This window comes from Mesorhizobium sp. BH1-1-5 (assembly GCF_020165615.1).
In the GTDB taxonomy this organism is placed as follows: Bacteria; Pseudomonadota; Alphaproteobacteria; order Rhizobiales; family Rhizobiaceae; genus Mesorhizobium.
Map to the genome: position 1 here is coordinate 289,214 of NZ_JAIUIM010000006.1, position 21,462 is coordinate 310,675.

The following is a 21,462-nucleotide window of genomic DNA, read 5'->3' on the forward strand; positions in this document are numbered from 1 at the left end:
CGAGCTCATTTCGCGGAGCGGTAGATCAATAAAAAAATGCCGTCGTTAAGAATGTCGTGAGCAGAAAAAACTACTCACTTTTTCTCCTGTTGGAGCAAAAACTAGATTCTTTTCCTGCTTCCCATGGGGTACGCAAACGAGGTGTTCCAAAGGCGAAGAAACGGTGCTTATATGCGCCCTTCGCGAGCCTGATAGAAGGGCTTGAGAGAACATCAGGGAGTGCTCAATGAAAAAGACAATGACTTTTGCAGCCGCGTTGCTGGCTGCAAGCGTCCTCAGCGGCATGGCCAGTGCTAAGACACTCGTCTATTGCTCGGAAGCGTCGCCGGCCAATTTCGATCCGGGTACGACGACCGGCGGTAACGACTTCGACGCGTCTTCGCGCACCGTCTATTCGCGACTGGTCGAATTCAAGCATGGTGGTACCGAGATCGAGCCTGGTCTTGCCGATAAGTGGGAAATTTCCGACGATGGCTTGGTCTATACTTTCCATCTGCATCCGGGCGTGAAGTTCCAGACCACCGATTATTTCAAGCCGACGCGCGACCTCAACGCCGATGACGTCGTCTTCTCCTTCGATCGCCAGTTCAACAAGGAGAATCCGTGGAACGGCGACAAGTATCTGCCAAATCTCACCTGGGACTATTATACCGGCATGGACATGCCGAAATACGTCGCCAAGTGGGAGAAGGTCGATGACCTCACCGTCAAGCTGACGCTGACCGAGCCGAACGCGCCGATGCTGGCCAATCTCGGCATGGACTTCGCCTCGATCGTGTCGAAGGAATATGCCGACCAGCTGCAGAAGGACGGCAAGATGGCCGACTTCTCGACCAAGCCGATCGGCACCGGTCCGTTCCAGTTCGTCGACTATCAGCTCGACGCGGTCATCCGCTACGCGGCCAACCCCGACTACTTCAAGGGCAAGGAAAAGATCGACGATCTCGTCTTCGCCATCACGCCTGACGCGACCGCCCGCATCCAGAAGGTGCTGGCAGGCGAATGCGACGTGGCTCCGTATCCGAATCCGGCCGACATCGCCACCATCAAGGCCAACAAGGACGTGACCCTGATGGATCAGGCCGGCCTGAACATCGGCTATATGAGCTACAACACCACCATCCCGCCGCTCGACAAGCCGGAAGTGCGCCATGCGCTCAACCAGGCGATCGACCGGGAAGCGCTGATCAAGTCGCTGTTCCAGGATGCCGGCGCGACGCCGGCCGAGAACCTGATCCCGCCGACCATGTGGTCGTGGGACAAGGACGTGAAGACCGACGCCTACAATCCGGACGAGGCCAAGAAGGTGCTCGAGGCTGCCGGGCTGAAGGAAATCCAGCTCTGGGCCGCCGACCGCGTTCGCCCCTACAACCCGAACTTCCAGCGCGCGGCTGAGCTGATCCAGGCCGACTGGGCCAAGGTCGGCGTCAAGGCGAACATCGTCAACTACGAGTGGACGAAGTACCGCGAGGAAGGCAAGAAGAAGGACCGTCCCGGCGCCTTCCAGATTGGCTGGACCGGCGACAATGGCGATCCGGACAACTTCTTCGCCACTCTCTTCGCCTGCTCCGCCATCGGCGTCTCGAACTACTCCAGCTGGTGCGACAAGGACTTCGAGGACCTGATCCAGAAGGCCAAGAAGACCAGCGACCAGGCCGAGCGCACCAAACTCTACGAGCAGGCGCAGGTGATCTTCGCCAAGGAAGCTCCGGCTTTCCTGCTGGCCCACAGCCAGGTCTACGCGGTCGTTCGCAATAATGTCAGCGGCTTCAAGATGGACCCGCTCGGCATTCATCGCTTCGACGGCGTTGACAAGGCCGAATAATATTGCGAACGGGGCGGCGCTAATTCCAGCGCCGCCCCGTTTCATTTGACGATGCTCCGATATCTTCTCAACAAAATCGCCCTCCTGATCCCGACCCTGGTCGGCATCACCATCTGCGCCTTCGCATTTGTCCGGCTGCTGCCCGGCGATCCGATCTTGGCCATGGCCGGCGAGCATGGCGTCGCCCCCGCCCGCTACGAAGAGCTCAAGCAACAGTTCGGCTACAATCTGCCGATCTGGGAGCAGTATGCGCGCTATGTCGGTGAGGTCGCCACCGGCGATTTCGGCGTCTCCATTTCCTCCAAGCGCCCGGTGCTCGAGGAGTTCAAGACGCTCTTCCCGGCGACGCTGGAACTCTCCTTCTTCGCCATGGTCTTCGCCATGCTGCTCGGCATTCCGGCCGGCATTGTCGCCGCCGTCAAGCGCGGCTCCTGGTTCGATCAATCGCTGATGGGCACCGCCCTTGTCGGCTATTCCATGCCGATCTTCTGGTGGGGCCTTCTGCTCATCATCTTCTTTTCCGGCTATCTCGGCTGGACACCGGTTTCGGGCCGCATCGGCCTGCAGTTCTTCTTCAAGCCGATCACCGGCTTCATGACCATCGACACCTTGATCTACGGCAAATGGGATGCCTTCCGCTCGGCGCTCAGTCATCTCGTCCTGCCGGCGATCGTGCTCGGCACGATTCCATTGGCGGTCATCGCGCGCCAGACGCGCTCGGCTATGCTCGAGGTGCTGGGCGAGGATTACGTCCGCACCGCGCGGGCCAAGGGCCTTTCGGGAGCGAGGGTCATCGGCGTTCATGCGCTGCGCAACGCGCTGATCCCGGTCGTCACCACCATCGGCCTGCAGGTTGGCACGCTGCTCGCCGGCGCCATCCTCACCGAGACCATCTTCGCCTGGCCGGGTATCGGCAAGTGGATGGTCGATTCAATCTTCAAGCGCGACTATGTCGTCGTGCAGTCGGGCCTGCTTCTGATCGCGCTGATCGTCATGGCGGTAAACCTCATCGTCGATGTGCTTTACGCCGTCATCAACCCACGCATCAGGGCGGCATAAATGAGCCAGACCGAAATCGCCCCGATGGCCGCCGGCAACCCGGATCGTCTCACCGGCCTGAAAACCTTCTGGCACTATTTCTCGGTGAACCGCGGCGCCGTGATCGGCCTGTTCGTCTTCATCTTGCTGGTGCTGGCGGCGCTCTTTGCGCCGCTGCTCGCGCCCTATGCGCCGGACGTGCAGGACAAGACCGCGTTCCTGCGGCCTCCGGCATGGCAGGCAGGCGGCTCGACGCAATATCTGCTCGGCACCGACCCGGTCGGCCGCGACATCCTTTCGCGCCTGCTCTATGGCGCGCGCTTCTCGCTGCTGATCGGCGCGGTGGTGGTCACGCTGGCTCTTACCGGCGGCATCACGCTCGGCCTGCTCGCCGGCTATTTCCGCGGCTGGGTCGATGTCGCGATCATGCGCGTCATGGACTTGATCCTTGCCTTCCCGTCGCTACTTCTGGCGCTGGTGCTGGTCACCATCCTCGGCCCCGGCCTGTTCAACGCGATGCTGGCCATCGCGCTGGTGCTGCAGCCGCATTTCGCCCGCCTGGTGCGCGCCGCCGTCATGGCCGAGAAGAGCCGCGAATATGTCGTGGCGGCCAAGGTCGCCGGCGCCGGCCATCTCAGGCTGATGCTTGCCACCATCCTGCCCAACTGCCTGGCGCCGCTGATCGTCCAGGGCACGCTGTCCTTCTCCAACGCCATCCTAGAGGCAGCCGCACTGGGCTTCCTCGGCCTTGGCGCCCAGCCGCCGACGCCGGAATGGGGCACCATGCTCGCTTCGGCGCGCGAATTCATCCTGCGCGCCTGGTGGGTGGTGACCTTCCCGGGTCTCGCCATCCTCATCACCGTGCTTGCCATCAACCTTGTTGGCGACGGCCTGCGCGACGCGCTCGATCCCAAGCTCAGGAGGTCGTGATGGCATTGCTCGACATCCAGAACCTCGTCGTTGAATTCCAGACCGCGTCCGGCCCGTTCCGCGCCGTCGACGGCGTCTCGCTCCATGTCGACGAACGCGAGGTGCTCGCCATCGTCGGCGAATCCGGCTCCGGCAAGTCGGTGTCGATGCTGGCCGTGATGGGCTTGCTGCCATGGACGGCGACCGTCACCGCCGACCGCATGAATTTCAATGGCCGCGACCTCTTGAAGATCAGTCCGGCCGATCGCCGCAAGATCATCGGCAAGGACGTCGCCATGATCTTCCAGGAGCCGGTCGCCAGCCTCAACCCGTGCTTCACCGTCGGCTTTCAGATCGAGGAAGTGCTGCGCTTCCACATGGGCATGGACAAGGCCCAGCGTCGGGCGCGCGCCATCGAGCTTTTCAAGCAGGTCGGCATTCCCGACCCGGCCGACCGGCTGAATTCATTCCCGCACCAGATGTCAGGCGGCCAGTGCCAGCGCGTCATGATCGCGATGGCGATCGCCTGCAACCCGAAGCTTTTGATCGCCGACGAGCCGACCACCGCGCTCGACGTCACCATCCAGAAGCAGATCCTCGATCTGCTGGTCTCGCTGCAGGCCAAATACGGCATGGGCCTGATCATGATCACTCACAATATGGGCGTGGTGGCCGAAACCGCCGACCGCGTCATCGTCCAGTACAAGGGCCGCAAGATGGAAGAGGCCGACGTGCTGTCGCTCTTCGAATCGCCGAAGAGCAACTACACCCGCGCGCTGCTTTCGGCGCTGCCGGAGAACGCCGTCGGCGATCGGCTGCCGACCGTCTCCGACATGCTGTTCGAGCCGGCGCCTTCAGGAGCCGGCGCATGACCAAGGTCGTCGAAGGCAAGAACATCAAGCGCGACTACCATGTCGGCGGCGGCCTGTTCCGCGGCGAACGCACCGTGCATGCGGTCAAGGGCGTGTCCTTCAGCGTCGAGAAGGGCAAGACGCTGGCCATCGTCGGTGAATCCGGCTGCGGCAAGTCCACGCTCGCCCGCATCATCACGCTGATCGATCCCGCCACCTCCGGCGAGCTCTTCATCGACGGCAACAAGGTCGACGTCGCCAAAGACGGCCTGTCGAAGGAGATGCGCCGCAAGGTGCAGATCGTGTTCCAGAACCCTTATGGATCGCTCAACCCGCGCCAGAAGATCGGTGACGTGCTCGGCGAGCCGCTGCTCATCAACACCGACAAGTCGGCCGAGGAGCGGCGCGACCTGGCGATGAAGATGCTGAAGAAGGTCGGCCTCGGACCGGAGCACTTCAACCGCTATCCGCACATGTTCTCGGGCGGCCAGCGCCAGCGCATTGCCATCGCCCGGGCGCTGATGCTGAACCCGAGCCTGCTGGTGCTGGACGAGCCGGTCTCGGCGCTCGACCTCTCGGTGCAGGCGCAGGTGCTGAACCTGCTCGCCGACCTGCAGGACGAGTTCCAGCTGACCTACGTCTTCATCAGCCACGACCTGTCGGTGGTGCGCTACATCGCCGACGACGTGATGGTCATGTATTTCGGCGAAGCCGTCGAATACGGCCCGCGCGACGAAGTCTTCTCCGACCCCAAGCACGCCTACACCAAGACGCTGTTCGCCGCGACGCCGCGCGCGGATGTGGCGAGCATCAAGGCGAGGTTGGCCAAGAAGAAGGCGGCCTGACGTCTGCTTCGTCCTCGTAAAGGGCGCTAGCCCAGGCGCTGTCCCGCCAACGTCTCGCGATGAGATCAGATCACGACAGCTTCGCAACAATCGCCCGCAGCGCTTCCCCAAACCGGCGCACTTCCTCCATCGTGTTGTAGTGCACCAGGGAGGCGCGGATGGCGCCGCTGTCCATCGACAGGTTGAGCCGCTTCATCAGCCGCGGCGCATACATGTGGCCGTCGCGGATGCCGATCTGCACGGCCGCCATCTCCTCGACGATCTTTTGCGGCGACAGCTTGCCGATGTTGAAGCAGAAGGTCGGCACGCGTTCGTTGATCCGCGTCTCTTCGGCAACGCCGTAGATGGTCGCGCCGCAATCCTTCAGCACCTTCAGCATCTCACGCGCCAGCATCAGCTCGTAGTCGCGGATGGCGCTCATTCCTGCGACGATGTTGTCGCGGCGCGAGCGGTTGTTCTCGGGAAGGAAATTGCGGCCCACCGATTCCAGATAGCGCACCGCCGCGTCCATGCCGGAGACATTCTCGTAGATGAAGGTGCCGGCCTCGACCTTGTAAGGCGGTTCGTTCGGAATGAAATCCTCGCGGAAGGTCGGCAGCCGCTTCAGCGTTTCGAAGCGGCCCCACAGGAAGCCCATATGCGGCGAGAAATTCTTGTAGCCGGAGCAGACGAGATAGTCGCAATCCCAGGCCTGCACATCGATCAGCCCGTGCGGTCCGTAATGCACGCAGTCCAAAAACACTTCGGCGCCTGCCGCGTGCGCGATACTGGCCACTGACGCGACGTCGACGATCGAGCCGATCGAATGCGCCGTCACCGTGCAGGCGACGAGCCGGGTACGCTCCGACACAAGCGGCTTGAGGTCGTCGACATGCAGGTTGCCGTCCTCGCGCATGCGCCACCATTTGAACTTGGCGCCGCTGGATTCCAGCGCCAGCCAGGTGGCGATGTTGGCGTCGTGGTCCATGTCGGTGATGACGATCTCGTCGCGTCCCTCGTCTTCGTCCTTGGCAAGCATCTGGCCGATGCCGAGGCTGACCAGGCGGATGAACGAGGTGGCGTTCATGCCGAAGCAGATTTCTGACGGGCTGTAGGCGTTGATCAGCAACGCGACGCTTGTCCGCGCTTCCGCGACCGATTGGTCGACCGTGACGCTGCGGCCATAGCGGCCACCGCGCTGCACATTGTGTCCGACCAGATGGCTGGTCACCGCGTCGAGCACGCTTTGCGGGATCTGCGCGCCGGCGGCATTGTCCATGAAGATGAAATCGCCGGCTTGGCTAAGCGCCGGGAACATGGCGCGGATCTTTTCGACCGGGAACGAGGCCGCGCCCTCCTGCGCTTTCGAAACATGGTGCTGGTTCACGAGGCGTCTCCTTCAGGTCATCGATTTCAAGTGGGGATCAGTGCGCGGACCGGGCCTTGCCGCGCTCTTCGAGATAGCCGACCAGCCGCACCAGCGGCCACAGGAAGGCGAGGTAGATGATCGCGGCGCCGATCAGCGGCGTCGGGTTGGCCATCAGCGCCTGCGCGTCGGTCGCCTGCTTCAAGAGGTCCGGCATCGCCACGACGGAGGCGAGCGCGGTGTCCTTGAACACCGAAACGCAATTGCTCGTCAGCGGCGGGATGACGACGCGGATCGCCTGCGGCAACACCACCTTGCGCATGGCGACCCAGAAGGGCAGGCCGAGCGCGGCCGCCGCCTCGAACTGGCCTTTCGGGATGTTCTGGATGCCGGCGCGGCAGACTTCCGCGGTGAAGGCCGCGAGCACCAGCGACAGCGCGAGTGCGGCCGATACGAAGGACGACAGGCGGATGCCGACGAAGGGCAGGGCGTAGTAGATCAGGATCAGCACCACCAGGATCGGCAGCGCGCGGAAGATGTCGATGTAGAGGATCGCCAGCCGCCTCAGCGGCTTCGGCGCGTAGAGCCGCACCAGGCAGATCGCCAGTCCGGCAATGGTGCCGAAGACGATGGCCGCCAAGCCAAGCATAACGGTGTTTCCCAGTCCGCGGATCAGGATCGGAAACGATCGGACCAGGATGCCCCAGTTGAAGAAGGTGTCGATCAGTTCCATCGGCTCACCATGAAGGCAATGCCAAGCCCACCGCCTTCGCGGGCCTGAAGGGTGGAAGCGGGAGCGCCGGCCGGGCTGGCGCTCCCGCGGCGATATCTCGCCAGACTATTGCGGGATCGGGCCCGGCGTCACGGTGCTGGTTCCGGCTTCCGGATCGACGCCGAACCACTTCTTGTGGATCGAGCCCATGGTGCCGTCCTTCTTCATGGCGGTGATCGCATCGTTGACCTTTTCGAGCAGCGGATGGCCCTTCTTGGTCATCATCGCGAAGCGCTCGCCGGTCGGGATCCGCACCAGGATCTTCAGCGCCGGCATCTGCTTGATGGCGAACAGGAAGCCGGCGAGCTCGCCGGCGCCGCCGTCGATACGGCCGTTCTGCACGTCGAGCAGCAGGTCCTGCTGGGCGTTGTAACTCTTGGTCTCGGCGACGCCGAGCTTGGCGGCGTTATCCTTCATATAGGCCTCGCCGGTAGACCCGGCGATCACGCCGATGGTCTTGCCCTTGAGGTCGTCGAGCGACTTGATGGCGGAATCCGCCTTGCCGACGATCGTGCCGTCGCTGTCGTAATAGGGTTGGGTGAAGCCCTGGTTCTGCAGCCGTTCCTTGGTGACGGAGATCGAGGACACGGCGAAATCGATGCGGCCCGAAGCGGTCGCCGCGAACAGCGCCTGGAAGCCGAGGTCCTGGAACTCGACATCGGCGCCGATGCGCTTGGCGACATCGTTGGCGACGTCGATCTCAAAGCCCTCGAAGCCACCGGATTCGGTCTTGTATTCCCATGGCGGATTGGCCGGGTAGGCGCCCACCATGATCTTGTCGGCAAAGGCGGGCGCCGCGAAGGCCATGCCCGCGGCAACGATCACCCCAATCAGTCCTAGACGTTTCAACATCTTGCTTCCCTCTGGTTCGGTCACGTCGAAAGTGACTCATTTCCCGGTCCGCTTCTTCCGGCGCCAACTCCCAGGCGCCGCAGGCGAGGCGGTGCCTGCAATCAGGATGCGCGGCGCTGCCGCGAGCCGATATGCTTCTGGAGGCGTGCAAGCAGCGCGTCGACCGCCGCCTCCGTGGTGACCATGCCAGGCGACAACCTGAGCGTCGTGCCGCGCGCATCGCAATAGAGCCGCTCGTTGCGCAGCGCCGCGATGACCCTGGCCGGCTCCAGGCCTGCCGGCAGGCCGAGCATGACGCTGCCGCCGCGCTCGCCGGCATCGAGCGGCGAACGCAGCGTCCAGCCATTGTCTAGCGCCGCGCCGACGATGCGCTCGACGAGCGCTGCGTTCTGCGCGCGGATGGCGTCGACGCCGGTCCTTTCCACCCATTCCAGCCCGGGCAGCGAGGCGATGCTTGCCAGGATCGCCGGCGTGCCATGGTCGAAGCGCCGCGCGTCGTCGGCATAGGCGAAGGCGTCGAGATCCCAGGAGAACGGGTTCGGCTGGCTGAACCAGCCACGCAACTCCGGCCGGCAGGTCGCAAGCAATTCCGGCGCGACTTGCAATATGCCAGCGCCGGAGGAACCGCACAGCCATTTCAGCGAAGTCGAGACGACGAAATCGACCGGCGTCGCGGTAACCGAAAACGGCGCCACGCCGATGCCTTGCGTGACATCGACGCCGACAATGCTGCCCATGGCGCGGCCATGCGCGGCGAGCCGCCCGACATCGCAGCGATGCGAGGCCGTCGAGGTGACGAAGGTGATGAGCGCGAGCCCGACATCGTCTTGCCAATGGGCAACAAAGTCCTCGTCGCGCACCCAGCTTTCGCCCGGCCGCAACGGCACCGTGTCGAGCGTGAAGCCGAAGCGTTCGGCCAGTCCCGCAAGCAGGAAATGCAGGCTTGGAAAACAGTCGGCGGCAACCAGCAGCCGCTTTCCCGCCAGGCGCTCGGCCGGCAGGCCGCCGATCAGGCTGTAGAGCGCTGCGGTGACATTCTCGGCGGTGGTCAATGTGCCTTGCGGCGCTTCGATCAGCCGTGTCCAGGCGTCGATGAACCGTTGGCGGGCGGCCAGCGCGGCCGGCCATTGGCCGTCGTCCTCTGCCGACCAGATGCCGGAAAAATCCGCCAGCGCGGCGGCCATGCGCTCGGCCTTGCCGGGAAAAGTGCCGATCGAATGATAGAGAAAATAGCCGGACATTTGCTATCTCGCCCCCTTGTGATCATGTGATCACAAAACTGGACGGCGATCAATCGGCAGCGGGAAGAAATGCGGACAGGTGACCAGGAAGTGCGCGATTATCCTTGATCCACGAGCCGCCGCTAATCGCCGTGGAGATGGCCGAAGCGACTGCCGGTTCGTCACTCTAGGGAGGAGCAAGGAAGCGAAGCGACGCGCGCAGACCCGAGAATGACGACCGAAATGGGCGTTCCGGCAAATCTCTAATCATAGGACCTGCCAACGCAAACGCAGGGAACTAGGCGTCAGGGTCCCTTGCCGAAGGCGGAAAAATCCACCGTCCGGGGCTCGGGCACATCCGGGCAGATCGTGCGCAAGGTCGCTTGAGTCGCGGTGATGTCGGCTACCACCTCGTCGCGGGCGCGGGGAAAATCCTTGTCCTTGAGCGCCGCGATGATCGCGGCGTGTCGCCCCGAGGGCTCCATCGTGCCGGCGCGCATCAGCGGCGCGACATGGTTGGACAACAGCCGCATATAGGGGCCGAAGCGCAGCCACAGTGTCTCGATCAACTGGAACAGCACGTCAGACCCGGAGGCGCGGTAGATGGTGAAGTGGAACTGCTGGTTCTTGGCGATCAGCTCGTAGATGCTGCCATCGCGGCCGATCGCCTGCTGGTCGTCGGTAACCTTCTGCAGGGAAGCGACATCGGCTGGGGTCAGGCGCGGCCCGCCAAGCTCGGCGGCCAGCCCTTCGACGGCCAGCCGGGCCCGGCAGAGGTCGTCGAGCCGCGCCCGCGTCACCACCGGCACGCAGGCCGAGCCATTTTGCGAGATTTCCAGCGCGTTCTCCGCCGCGAGCCGGCGCAGAGCCTCGCGCACCGGCATGTTCGAGGTGCCGAAGGCCTCGGCCAGCGAGGCGATGGTCAGCACCTGCCCGGGATCGAAGCTGCCGACCATCAAGGCATGGCGAAGCTGTTGATAGACGCCATCCTGGACGGTGACGCGTCCCGATACGGGTTCGAAGCCCAGAGCCACGCTTCTGCTTTCCTTAGCTGCCGGCAAAGTCTATGTGCGAATAGATGCGAAACGCGCTCGCAGGAGCGAGCGTGATCATCTGATCACAGATTGAGCTCAGAGAAAAGCCGGCGCAGCCCACCGCGCTGCCGCGGCTGGGCATCTTGCAGTCGGCGCTATTGGAAATTCACTCCGGGATGACCGCCATGGCCTGGATCTCCACCTTGGCGCGGTCCTCGACCAGCGCCACCACTTGCATGGCGGCCATCGCCGGAAAATGCCGGCCGATGACGGCGCGGTAGGCCTCGCCGATCCCCTTGAGATTGGCAAGATACTCGGCCTTGTCGGTGAAGTACCAGGTCATCGAGGTGATGTGCCGCGGTTCGCCGCCGGCTGCGGCAAGCACCGCGACGACATTGGCGAGCGTCTGGCGCACCTGGCCGACGAAGTCGTCGGTCTCGAACTGGCATTGCCCGTTCCAGCCGACCTGACCGCCGACGAACACCAGCCGCCCATGCGCCGCGACGCCGTTGGCGTAGCCGATCGGTTTGGCCCAGCCTTCCGGCTGCAGAATGGTGTGCATGTCCAGTTCCCCCTGGTTCAAACTCGTTCTCACGCCCCGCCCATGACCTGCCTGGCGATCACCACCTTTTGCACGTCGGAAGCGCCCTCGTAGATGCGCAGCGCCCGGATCTCACGATAGAGGCTCTCGACGATGTGGCCCTTGCGCACGCCGTCGCCGCCATGCAGCTGCACCGCCTTGTCGATCACCTCCTGCGCCTTGTCGGTGGCGAACAGCTTGGCCATCGCCGCCTCGCGCGTGACGCGGGCGGCGCCCATGTCCTTGGTCCATGCGGCGCGGTAGATGAGGAGCGCGGCGGCGTCGACATCGAGCGCCATGTCAGCGATGTGGCCCTGCACCATCTGCAATTCGGCCATCGGCGCGCCGAATAGCTTGCGCTCGGCGGCTCTGCTGACGCTCTCGTCCAGCGCCCGCCGCGCGAAGCCAAGCGCGGCCGCGCCGACGGTCGTGCGGAAGACGTCGAGCACCGACATGGCGATGCGGAAACCGTCGCCCGGCTTGCCGATCAGGGCGGAAGTCGGGACGCGGACATTGTCGAACGACAGTCGCGCCAGCGGGTGAGGGGCGATGACCTCGAGCCGCTCGGCGATGCCGAGGCCCTTGGCGTCACCCGGCACGATGAAGGCGGAAATCCCCTTGGCGCCTGGCGCCTCGCCGGTGCGGGCGAACACGACATAGAGATCGGCGATGCCGCCATTGGAGATCCAGGTCTTTTCACCGGAAAGCACATAGTCGCCGCCGTCGAGGGCAGCGGTCATTTCCATATTTGCGACATCCGACCCCGAACGCGGCTCGGAGAGTGCAAAAGCCGAGATCGCCTGACCGGCCCGCGTCTTTTCCAGCCAGCGCTGCTGGTCCGGTGTGCCGAACAGCGAGATCGCCCCGGTGCCCAGCCCCTGCATGGCGAAGGCGAAATCGGCGAGGCCATCGTGGCGGGCAAGCGTCTCGCGGGTGATGCACAGCGTGCGCACATCGAGCGGTCCTGGGTTGGCCGGGTCCAGCGCCGTCGGCCTCAGCCAGCCGTCGCGGCCGAGTTTCGCTACGAGTTCGTGGCAGGCGGCATCGACATCGTGGTGGTCGACGGGGAGGTTCTTCGCGCACCAGGCGTCGAGGCGCTCGGCGAGTTGGCGGTGGCGGTCTTCGAAGAAGGGCCAGGAAAGGAAGGAGCGGTCAGGCATGTGGATACCCTTGTACGCCGCGTTCCTTCACACCCCCCTCTGTCCTGCCGGACATCTCCCCCGCAAGGGGGGAGATTGGCAGTTTCGACCTCGGTGCCCATCCTATAACGCTGGCGATTGGCGAAGGCATGGCGGCAGTCTGATCTCCCTCCTTGCGGGGGAGATGGCCGGCAGGCCAGAGGGGGGTGCCTGGGCGAAAACCGATCATCCCTAGTTCCCCTCGAACACCGGCTTTTCCTTGGCCACGAACGCCTTGTACGCCCGTTCGAAATCGCCGGTCTGCATGCAGATCGCCTGGGCCTGCGCTTCCGCCTCGATCGCCTGGTCGAGGCCCATCGACCATTCCTGGTTGAGCTGCGTCTTGGTGATGCCATGCGCGAAGGTCGGACCGGAGACGATGCGCGCCGCCATGTCGAGCGCATCGGCTTCGAGCGCTGCCGCATCCACCAGCCGATTGTAGAACCCCCAGCGCTCGCCCTCCGCCGCGCTCATGGTGCGGCCGGTGTAGAGCAGCTCGGCCGCGCGGCCCTGGCCGATGATGCGCGGCAGGATCGCGCAGGCTCCCATGTCGCAGCCGGCGAGGCCGACGCGGGTGAACAGGAAAGCCGTCTTCGCCTCTGACGTCGCGATGCGGATGTCGGAACTCATGGCGATGATCGCGCCGGCGCCGACAGCCACGCCGTCGACCGCCGAAATGATCGGCTTGCCGCAATTGAGCATCGCCTTGACGAAGTCGCCGGTCATGCGCGTGAAGGCGAGCAACTGCTTCATGTCCATCTTGACCAGCGGCCCGATGATGTCGTGGACATCCCCGCCCGAGCAGAAATTGCCGCCATTGGGCAGGAACACCACGGCGTCGACATCCTCGGCATAGACGAGGTCGCGAAACGTGTCGCGCAGCTCCGCATAGCTGTCGAAGGTCAGCGGGTTCTTGCGCTCCGGCCGGTCGAGCCGGATTTTCGCGACCCTGCGTTCGACCTCCCAGAGGAAATGCTTCGGCTTGAGCTTTGCCATGGCGCTCATTCGCGTCCCTCCCAATTGCTGCGGAACGATTTCAGCATGCCGGTCAGCCGCCTTGCTTCGTCCTCGCTGACAGTGCCGAGCAGCTCGCCGACCCAATTCTCATGCGCGGCGGCGATCGCGGCGAAAGATTTCGAACCTTCCGCGGTCAGCCGCACCATCGAGGTGCGGCGGTCGCCATTGCGGCGCGCGCGGGTGACGAGCCCTTCGGAAACCAGCCGGTCGACGATGCCGGTGACATTGCCGTTCGACACCAGCAGGAAGCGCGACAGGTCGCTCATCAGCATGCCTTCCGGCGAGCGGTAGAGCGCCGCCATCACGTCGAAGCGCGGCAGCGTGGTGTCGAATTCCTTCTTCAGCCGCTCGCGTAACTCCGCCTCGATGGTGCGCGAGGCGCGCAGCAGGCGTATCCAGAGCCGCAGCCTCTCCTTGCCGGGGCCGGTGGAGGTCGGTCCCGCTACCATGTCTCGCCTCCCGAGACCGAGATCGCCTGTCCGGTGATCGACCGCGCGGCGTCGCTGCACAGCCAAAGCACCGCCGACGCGACTTCTTCGGGTTGGATGAACCGCCCCTGCGGATTCGTTGTTGCAAGACTTGCACGGGCGTCCTCCGCCGAGCGGCCGGTCTTCTCGACGATGCGCGTGATGGACTCTTCCAGCATGTCGGTTTCGACGAAGCCCGGGCAGACGGCGTTGACCGTCACGCCTGACTTGGCGGTTTCGGCGGCCAGCGCCCGCATCAGTCCGACGACCCCATGCTTGGCGGCGACGTAAGGCGCGACATAGGCGTAGCCCTTCAGGCCGGCGGTGGAAGCGACGAAAACGATCCGACCTGTCTTCCGCGCCTGCATGCCGGCCAGCGCCGGCTTCACCGTCAGGAAGGCGCCGGTGAGGTTGACGTCGAGCGTGCGTTGCCAGTCGGCCAGCGCGGTCTTGTGTGCCGGCGCGCTGCCCGCCATGCCGGCATTGGCGATGACGATGTCGAACGGTCCGTGCGCGGCTTCCGCCCTCTCGTGGAGGGCCGCCATCTCGGTCTCGTTCGTAACATCCGCCGCAATGGGGAAGATCCGGTCGCTTTCCTTCGCGACCTCGGCCAGCGCCGCTTCGCGCCGTCCGCAGATGGTGACGGCAACGCCTGCTTCCGCGAGCGCCAGCGCGATGGCCTTGCCGACGCCGGATCCGCCGCCGGTGACCAGCGCGTGCTTGCCGGCGATTGCCCGCGCCGCGCTCATACTTTGAGCCCCGCCGCGGCTTCGCGCTCGGCCAGCCGGTAGATCTGGTCGCGTCCCGGCAGATAGGGATCGGGCCATTTGACGCCGCGGTCGCCGAGCGTCACCGCCGCGTGCAGCGTCCAGTAGGGATCGGCAAGGTGCGGCCTGGCCAGCGCCACCAGGTCGGCGCGGCCGGCCATCAGGATCGAGTTGGCGTGGTCGGGCTCGTAGATGTTGCCGACCGCCATCGTCGCCATGCCGACCTCATTGCGGATGCGGTCGGAGAACGGCGTCTGGAACATGCGGCCATAGACCGGCTTGGCCGCAATCGAGGTCTGTCCGGCGGAGACGTCGCAGAGATCGACGCCGGCCTCGCGCAGTAGCTTTGCGATCTCGACCGCGTCGGCCGGGGTCACACCCTCGATGCCGACCCAGTCATTGGCCGAGATGCGCATCGAGATCGGCTTTTCGGCCGGCCATACCGCGCGCACCGCGTGGAAAATCTCCAGCGGAAAGCGCATGCGGTTTTCCAGCGAGCCGCCATATTGGTCGGTGCGGCGGTTGGTCAGCGGCGTGATGAAGGCCGACAGCAGATAGCCGTGCGCGGCGTGGATCTCCAGCATGTCGAAGCCGCAGCGCTCGGCCATCTGAGCCGACGCGACGAACTGGTCGCGGACCATATCCATGTCGGCGCGGTCCATCGCCTTCGGCACCTGATTCTTCGGCGACCATGCCACGGCCGAGGGCGCCATCACCGGCCAGTTGCCGGAGATGAGCGGCACGTCCGTTCCCTCCCAGCCGACCCTGGTCGAGCCCTTGGCGCCGGAATGGCCGATCTGCGCGCAGATCTTGGCCTCGGTCTCGGCATGGACGAAATCGACCAGCCGCTTCCAGGCGACCTCATGCTCGGGCTTGTAGAAGCCGGGGCATCCGGGCGTGATGCGCCCCTCGGGGCTGACGCAGGTCATCTCGATATAAAGAAGCCCCGCGCCGCCCTTGGCGCGCTCGGCATAGTGGGAAAAATGCCAGTCGGTCGGGCAGCCGTCGACGGCCTTGTACTGTGCCATCGGCGAAACGACGATGCGGTTGGCTAAAGTCATGTCGCGCAGCTTGAACGGCGCGAACATCGGCGCGCGGCGCAACATGTTGCCGCCGGCGCCGGCCTTGCGCTGGAACCATTCCTCGGCCCCCGCCAGCCATTCGGCGTCGCGCAGGCGGAGATTCTCGTGGCTGATGCGCTGCGAACGGGTGAGCAGCGAATAGTTGAACTGAACTGGATCTAAACCGAGATATCGTTCGACTTCCTCGAACCATTCGAGCGAATTGCGCGCCGCCGATTGCAGCTTGAGCACCTCGGTGCGCCGCGCATCCTCATATTTGCGGAAGGCTGCTTCGAGGTCAGGCTCCGACTCGACATAGTCGGCCAGCGCCACCGCGCTCTCCAGCGCGAGCTTGGTGCCGGAGCCGATCGAGAAATGCGCCGAAGCCGCCGCATCGCCCATCAGCGCCAGGTTCTTGTACGACCAACGCTCGCACAGCACGCGCGGGAAATTGATCCAGGCCGAACCTCTGATGTGGTTGGCGTTGGTCATCAGCGCCTGGCCGCCGAGATGCTTGGCGAAGATGCGCTCGCAGACCGCGATCGATTCCTGCTGCGTCATCTGGCCGAAGCCGAAAGCGTTCCAGGTCTCTTCGCTGCACTCGACGATGAAGGTCGCTGTCTCGCTGTCGAACTGGTAGGCATGCGCCCACACCCAGCCATGCTCCGTCTTCTCGAAGATGAAGGTGAAGGCGTCGTCGAACTTCTGCGTGGTGCCCAGCCACACGAACTTGCATTTGCGGGTGTCGATGTCCGGCTTGAAGACATCGGCGAAGGCCGCACGCGACTTCGAGTTCAGCCCGTCGGCCGCGACCACCAGGTCATGCGTTTCCATGAAGGGTTTCGGGTCGGAAATATCGGTCTCGAACATCATCTTGATGCCGAGCTCGCGGGCGCGCCGCTGCAGCAGGACCAGGAGCCGCTTGCGGCCGATGCCGCAGAAGCCGTGGCCGGAAGAGACAGTGCGCACGCCGTCATGGATGACGGCGATGTCGTCCCAGTAGGCGAAATGCTTCTTGATCCAGACCGCGCTGACCGGATCGTTCCTGGTCAGGTTTTCCAGCGTCTCCGCCGACAGCACCACGCCCCAGCCGAACGTGTCGTCCGGTCGGTTGCGCTCATAGACCGTCACCTCATGCGCGGCGTCGCGCAGCTTCAGCGAGATGGCAAAGTAGAGTCCGGCCGGTCCGCCGCCGAGAACCGCAACCTTCATGTCTTGCGATCTCCTCTTCATCCGGAACCGCCGGATGGGCCGGCGGTTCCGATTGCCAGTATCGCGCCGTCGAGCGATTATTTCAAGCTTGAAGTTTCATGATTGAACGACCGCCGTCGGCACGTTTGGTTTTTTCACTTGGTCGGATCCCTCGGACTCCACAGCACCGTCTCGGCGCCCTTTTCATAGGCCATCCCGTCCGGGTAGCTGATCGCCTCCAGCTGCAGCCCCCAGGGCACCTGGAAATAGAGGATGGTCTGGCCGGCGGCCGGGCCTTCCTTCACCGGCAGCGGTCCCATCCGGGTCTTCACGCCCTTGGCCTCGAGGTAGGTCTTCGCGGCGCCGACGTCGTCGACATAGAAGGCGATGTGGAAGCCGCCGATATCGCTGTTCTTCGGCGTCAGGTCCTTCTGGTCGGGCGCGGTGTATTTGAACAATTCGATGTTCGACCCATAGCCGCAGCGGACCATGGTTATCTCCTCGATCACCGCCTTCGGGTCGACGCCGAGCAGGTCCTGCATGAAGGTGCCCTTGTCGTCGGCGAACGGTCCGAACGCCATCGCCTTCTTGCAGCCGACGACATTGGTGAAGAAGTCGACAGCCTGCTTCATGTCGGGCACGGTGATGCCGGTATGGTCGTGCCCGCGCATGCCGGGGATCGAATCCGCCGAAGCAGTTCCCATTGCGCCGAACAAAGAGGCCGCGAAGACCGCTGCCTGGATTGCGTATTTCATGTCACCCTCCGTTGGCGGGCTGTCTTGTCCTTGCGCATGTCCGAGGCCCGCTGATCGGCATACGGATATCAAAAACTCACTTCATGCCGATGCCTTGGGCTGCAGCCAGTCCGGATCGATCTCCGGCAGCGGGATGGCGGCGAGCAGGTCGCGCGTGTAGGTCTCCTTCGGATTGTCGAACAGCGCGTCGGTGGCGCTGGCCTCGACGATCCTGCCTTCGCGCATGACGATGACCTGTTGGCAGAGCCGCCGGATCACCGAAAGGTCGTGGCTGATGAAGGCGACCGTCAGCCCCATCTCGGCCGCGAGCTTTTCGAGCAGCGTCAGGATCTGCGCCTGCGTCGAGACGTCGAGGCCCGAGACGATCTCGTCAGCCAGCACGAATTTCGGCGACAGCGCCAGCGCCCTTGCGATGCCGACCCGCTGCCGCTGGCCGCCCGAAAGCTCGTGGCGGTAGCGGCTGGCAAAACTCTGCGGCAGGCCGACGCGCTGCAAGGCTTCAGCCACGCGCGCCTTGAGCCGGTCGCCAAGCCCGTTCTGCCTCAACGGCGCTGCGATGATGTTGAAGATCGTATGCCTGGGATTGAGCGACGACATCGGGTCCTGGAAGATCATCTGCAGGTCGCGGCGCAGCGGTCTGAGCTCGGCTTCCGAAAGATGGCTGATGTCGCGTCCCTCGAAGCGGATTGCGCCGGCGCTCGGCTCGAGCAGCCTGACCAGCGCGCGCCCGAGCGTCGACTTGCCGGAGCCGGATTCGCCGACAATGCCGGTCACCGATCCCTTGGGCAGGTCGAAGTCGAGCCCTTTGAGGATTTCGGCCAGCGGCGCGCGGCCGATCAGCGGCTTGCGCGTCATGTCGGGCAGCGCCACCTTCAGCCCGCGCACGGAAAACAGCGGCTCAGCCATGGCCGGGCCTCCAGTCCTTGTCGGCGGCGGCGATTTCGGCTGCCAGCCCGGCAAGCACGCTCTCGTCCACCGGTTTCAGCGAGGCGTAGGGATCGGTGTAGCGCGGCGTCGCCGCGATCAGCGCCCGCGTGTAGGGATGCTGCGGCGCCGCGAAGAGCCGTGCGGTCTCTGCCTCCTCGACCACCTTGCCGGCATAGAGCACCGAGACCTTCTGGCTGATCTTGGCGACGACGCCGAGATCGTGGGTCACGAACAGGATCGCCGTGCCGTGGTCGCGCTGCAGTTGCGCGATCAGCCGCAGGATCTGCTTCTGCACTGTGACGTCCAGCGCCGTCGTCGGCTCGTCGGCGACGATCAGCCTCGGCTCCGCCGCGAAGGCCGCCGCGATCAGCACACGTTGGCGCATGCCGCCACTGAGCTCATACGGATAGCTTTTCAGCACGCGCTCGGGATCGCGGATCTGCACCTCGTCGAGCAACTGCCGGAGGCGCGTGTCGGCCCTTTCGCCACTCCAGCCGAGGATGCGCACAAGCCGGTCGGTCATCTGCGCGCCGATCCGGCGCGATGGGTTGAGAGCGGTGAGCGGGTCCTGCGGGATCAGCGCCGTGCGCGCGCCGATCAATGTCCGCCGCGCCTTGGCATCGAGGTGGCCGAGATCCTCGCCTTCGACCAGCATATCGCCTTCGACGACGCGCACGCTTTTCGGCAGCACGCCGAGCACCGCCTTGCCGATCATCGTCTTGCCGGCGCCGCTTTCGCCGACCAGCGCGCGCACTTCGCCCGGCTGCACGGCAAGCGACACCGAGCGCAGCACGCGCTGGCCGTTGGGCAGCACGGCGCTCAAGCGGCGGATGTCGAGGCACGGCTCCATATTGGCGCTCATCGCAGCACCGGATCGAAGCGCGCCTTCAGCGCCTCGCCGAACTGGCTGAAGGAAAGCACGGTGAGGATCAGCGTGATCAGCGGGAACACCAGCACCCACCAGGCCTGATGGATCGACAGCCGGCCCTCGGCGATGATGCTGCCCCAGGTCGGGTCGTCGGTCGAGATCGACAGGTTGACGAAGGACAGGATCGCCTCGACGATGACGGCGATGCCCATCTCCAGCGACAGAAGCGCCACCACCGACGGCAGCACATTGGGCAGCACTTCGCGCAGCATGATGCCGATGCGGCCATAGCCGGCGATGCGCGCGCTCTCGACATAATCCATGCGCGCCTGGCTCATCGCCTCGGCGCGGATCACCCGGCAGAAGCGCGTCCAGTCGATGATCGCGATGGCGAGGATGACGGAGCTCAGGCCGGTGCCCAGCACCGCGACCAGAAGGATGGCGAACAGCACCGGCGGGAACGCCATCCAGATGTCGACGACGCGCGAGATGATGCGGTCGGCCCAGCCGCCGAAATAGCCGGCGATCAGCCCCAGCGCCGAGCCGAGAAGGCACGCCGACGTTGCCGCGGCAAAGGCGACGATAAAGGCGATGCGTCCGCCGAAGATCAGCCGCGACAGCAGATCGCGTCCGAGGCTGTCGGTGCCCAGCCAATAGCCGGGCTCGGCGCCGTCCAGCCAGAAAGGCGGCAGCCGCTCCAGCATCAGGTCCTGCGCCAGCGGGTCCTGCGGCGCGACCAATGGCGCGAAGATTGCCGCCAGCAGCGCCAGCACAAGCCAGCCGCCGGCCAGCCACAGCCGCGGGCCCAGGCCGCGTCGCGAGATGCGCGCCTCATCCATGGCGCAGCCTCGGATTGAGCAGCGCATACATCATGTCGACGGCAAGGTTGATCAGCACGAAAAGCAGCGCGAACACCAGCACGATGCCCTGGATCAGCGGCAGGTCACGGTTGATGACGGCGTCGATCGCCATGTTGCCGAGGCCCTCGTAGGAGAACAGCCGCTCGACGATGACGGTACCGCCTATGAGGAAGGTGAACTGCACGCCGACCAGCGTCAGCGTCGGCAGCGCCGCGTTCTTCAGCGCCTCGCGCAGGATGACCTGCGTTTCCGAAAAACCTTTCACGCGGGCGAGCACGACATAGTCGAGGTCGAGCACTTCCTTCAGCGACTGTTTGAGCAGTTGCGCGATGATCGCCGCCAGCGGCAGCGCCAGCGCGATGGCCGGCATCAGCATGTGTTTCAGCAGGTCCCAGGTGAGGTCGAAGCGCAGCCTGAGGATGCTCTCGATCAGATAGAACTGGGTGACGAAGGGCAGGTCGAGCTGCGGCGATACCCGGCCGGAAACGTCGAAGACAGGCACCAGCACGCCGAACAGCAGGATCAGCACCAGGCCCCACAGGAAATCGGGGATGGAGAGCGTCGCGCCGCTGGCGATGTCTACGCCGGCTTCCACGGCCGTACCGCGATTGCGCGCGCCGAGGATCGCCATGGGCACCCCGATCGCGATCGCCATCAGCAGCGCGAATGTCGCCAGCTCCAGTGTCGCCGGCAGCCGGTTGAAGACGAGGCCGAGCACGTCCTGGCGCAGCGAGATCGAGGTGCCGAAATTCCCATGCAGCACGCCGCCGAGCCAGATGAAGAATTGCTGCACGATGCTCTTGTCCAGTCCGTAGAGCGCGCGCAACCGCGCGATGTCGTCGTCGCTGGCGCCGGGCGGCAGCATCATGGCGATCGGGTCGCCGGGCGCCACGCGGATGACGACGAAGACGACGATGGCGACGCCGAAAAGCGTCACCAGCATCGTCAACAGACGAACGAGGAATCTCTGCAGCAGCATGCGCCCTAATCACTTTGAACGGACTCCCCCTCATCCGGCCCTTCGGGCCACCTTCTCCCCTGGGGAGAAGAGGTCGCAGGCGGCTGAGCTGGTCTCTTCTCCCCACCGGTGGCCGCGAAGC

The 21,462-nt window shown here is 64.7% G+C and carries 21 protein-coding genes; 5 read left to right on the forward strand and 16 right to left on the reverse strand.

The window, feature by feature from the left end; genetic code table 11:
- The first annotated feature begins 226 nt into the window (after positions 1 to 226).
- Genes LB572_RS10900 through LB572_RS10920 form a run of 5 tightly spaced genes read left to right on the forward strand, consistent with a single transcriptional unit; the run spans position 227 to position 5,468 of the window.
- The gene (locus LB572_RS10900) at positions 227 to 1,825 is read left to right on the forward strand and encodes an ABC transporter substrate-binding protein (protein WP_140805761.1); all 1,599 of its coding nucleotides are present in this window, start codon (positions 227 to 229) and stop codon (positions 1,823 to 1,825) included.
- 51 nt (positions 1,826 to 1,876) lie between these two features.
- A complete protein-coding gene (locus LB572_RS10905) occupies positions 1,877 to 2,884 on the forward strand; it encodes an ABC transporter permease subunit (protein WP_140805763.1) in 1,008 nt (335 codons plus the stop codon).
- On the forward strand, positions 2,885 to 3,793 hold the full coding sequence (locus tag LB572_RS10910; protein ID WP_140805765.1) for an ABC transporter permease subunit: 909 nt from the start codon (positions 2,885 to 2,887) through the stop codon (positions 3,791 to 3,793). It begins immediately after the preceding gene.
- The gene (locus LB572_RS10915; RefSeq protein WP_224667716.1) at positions 3,793 to 4,644 is read left to right on the forward strand and encodes an ABC transporter ATP-binding protein; all 852 of its coding nucleotides are present in this window, start codon (positions 3,793 to 3,795) and stop codon (positions 4,642 to 4,644) included. The genes LB572_RS10910 and LB572_RS10915 overlap by 1 nt, the downstream gene beginning before the upstream one ends.
- The gene (locus tag LB572_RS10920; protein WP_224667717.1) at positions 4,641 to 5,468 is read left to right on the forward strand and encodes a dipeptide ABC transporter ATP-binding protein; all 828 of its coding nucleotides are present in this window, start codon (positions 4,641 to 4,643) and stop codon (positions 5,466 to 5,468) included. Before LB572_RS10915 ends, LB572_RS10920 begins: the two co-directional genes overlap by 4 nt.
- Before the next feature lie 70 nt (positions 5,469 to 5,538).
- Here LB572_RS10920 and LB572_RS10925 read toward each other — a convergent pair whose 3' ends face one another.
- The 16 genes from LB572_RS10925 to LB572_RS11000 form a co-directional block, all read right to left on the reverse strand.
- Entirely contained in the window at positions 5,539 to 6,834 is a 1,296-nt protein-coding gene (locus LB572_RS10925) for a cysteine desulfurase-like protein (protein WP_224667718.1), read from the reverse strand.
- A gap of 37 nt (positions 6,835 to 6,871) precedes the next feature.
- Entirely contained in the window at positions 6,872 to 7,546 is a 675-nt protein-coding gene (locus LB572_RS10930; RefSeq protein WP_140805773.1) for an amino acid ABC transporter permease, read from the reverse strand.
- A gap of 105 nt (positions 7,547 to 7,651) precedes the next feature.
- Positions 7,652 to 8,437 (reverse strand): substrate-binding periplasmic protein, encoded by a 786-nt coding sequence (locus tag LB572_RS10935; protein WP_224667719.1) that lies wholly within the window; start codon positions 8,435 to 8,437, stop codon positions 7,652 to 7,654.
- A 101-nt stretch (positions 8,438 to 8,538) separates the two neighbouring features.
- On the reverse strand, positions 8,539 to 9,678 hold the full coding sequence (locus LB572_RS10940; protein WP_224667720.1) for an aminotransferase class V-fold PLP-dependent enzyme: 1,140 nt from the start codon (positions 9,676 to 9,678) through the stop codon (positions 8,539 to 8,541).
- A 284-nt stretch (positions 9,679 to 9,962) separates the two neighbouring features.
- Positions 9,963 to 10,691, reverse strand: a complete 729-nt coding sequence (locus LB572_RS10945; protein ID WP_140805779.1) for a GntR family transcriptional regulator — start codon at positions 10,689 to 10,691, stop codon at positions 9,963 to 9,965.
- Between the two features lie 166 nt (positions 10,692 to 10,857).
- A complete protein-coding gene (locus LB572_RS10950; protein WP_140805781.1) occupies positions 10,858 to 11,253 on the reverse strand; it encodes a RidA family protein in 396 nt (131 codons plus the stop codon).
- A 29-nt stretch (positions 11,254 to 11,282) separates the two neighbouring features.
- Positions 11,283 to 12,431 carry an acyl-CoA dehydrogenase family protein gene (locus LB572_RS10955; protein ID WP_224667721.1) on the reverse strand — a complete coding sequence of 383 codons (1,149 nt, stop codon included), beginning with the start codon at positions 12,429 to 12,431 and terminating at the stop codon, positions 11,283 to 11,285.
- A 210-nt stretch (positions 12,432 to 12,641) separates the two neighbouring features.
- Positions 12,642 to 13,454 carry an enoyl-CoA hydratase family protein gene (locus tag LB572_RS10960; RefSeq protein ID WP_140805368.1) on the reverse strand — a complete coding sequence of 271 codons (813 nt, stop codon included), beginning with the start codon at positions 13,452 to 13,454 and terminating at the stop codon, positions 12,642 to 12,644.
- Positions 13,451 to 13,915: a MarR family winged helix-turn-helix transcriptional regulator gene (locus LB572_RS10965; RefSeq protein WP_140805370.1), complete on the reverse strand. Its 465-nt coding sequence runs from the start codon at positions 13,913 to 13,915 to the stop codon at positions 13,451 to 13,453. Before LB572_RS10965 ends, LB572_RS10960 begins: the two co-directional genes overlap by 4 nt.
- Positions 13,909 to 14,682, reverse strand: coding sequence for an SDR family NAD(P)-dependent oxidoreductase (locus LB572_RS10970; RefSeq protein ID WP_224667722.1), 774 nt, complete (start codon positions 14,680 to 14,682; stop codon positions 13,909 to 13,911). Before LB572_RS10970 ends, LB572_RS10965 begins: the two co-directional genes overlap by 7 nt.
- Positions 14,679 to 16,973: a bifunctional salicylyl-CoA 5-hydroxylase/oxidoreductase gene (locus tag LB572_RS10975; RefSeq protein ID WP_224667723.1), complete on the reverse strand. Its 2,295-nt coding sequence runs from the start codon at positions 16,971 to 16,973 to the stop codon at positions 14,679 to 14,681. Before LB572_RS10975 ends, LB572_RS10970 begins: the two co-directional genes overlap by 4 nt.
- 134 nt (positions 16,974 to 17,107) lie before the next feature.
- Positions 17,108 to 17,707 (reverse strand): VOC family protein, encoded by a 600-nt coding sequence (locus LB572_RS10980; RefSeq protein WP_224667724.1) that lies wholly within the window; start codon positions 17,705 to 17,707, stop codon positions 17,108 to 17,110.
- A gap of 81 nt (positions 17,708 to 17,788) precedes the next feature.
- A complete protein-coding gene (locus LB572_RS10985; protein WP_224667725.1) occupies positions 17,789 to 18,613 on the reverse strand; it encodes an ATP-binding cassette domain-containing protein in 825 nt (274 codons plus the stop codon).
- Complete coding sequence (locus LB572_RS10990; protein WP_412033553.1) at positions 18,606 to 19,484, reverse strand: ABC transporter ATP-binding protein; 879 nt, start codon at positions 19,482 to 19,484, stop codon at positions 18,606 to 18,608. The genes LB572_RS10985 and LB572_RS10990 overlap by 8 nt, the downstream gene beginning before the upstream one ends.
- Before the next feature lie 8 nt (positions 19,485 to 19,492).
- On the reverse strand, positions 19,493 to 20,341 hold the full coding sequence (locus LB572_RS10995) for an ABC transporter permease (protein WP_140805382.1): 849 nt from the start codon (positions 20,339 to 20,341) through the stop codon (positions 19,493 to 19,495).
- Positions 20,334 to 21,341, reverse strand: coding sequence for an ABC transporter permease (locus tag LB572_RS11000; RefSeq protein ID WP_224667727.1), 1,008 nt, complete (start codon positions 21,339 to 21,341; stop codon positions 20,334 to 20,336). Before LB572_RS11000 ends, LB572_RS10995 begins: the two co-directional genes overlap by 8 nt.
- Positions 21,342 to 21,462 lie beyond the last annotated feature (121 nt).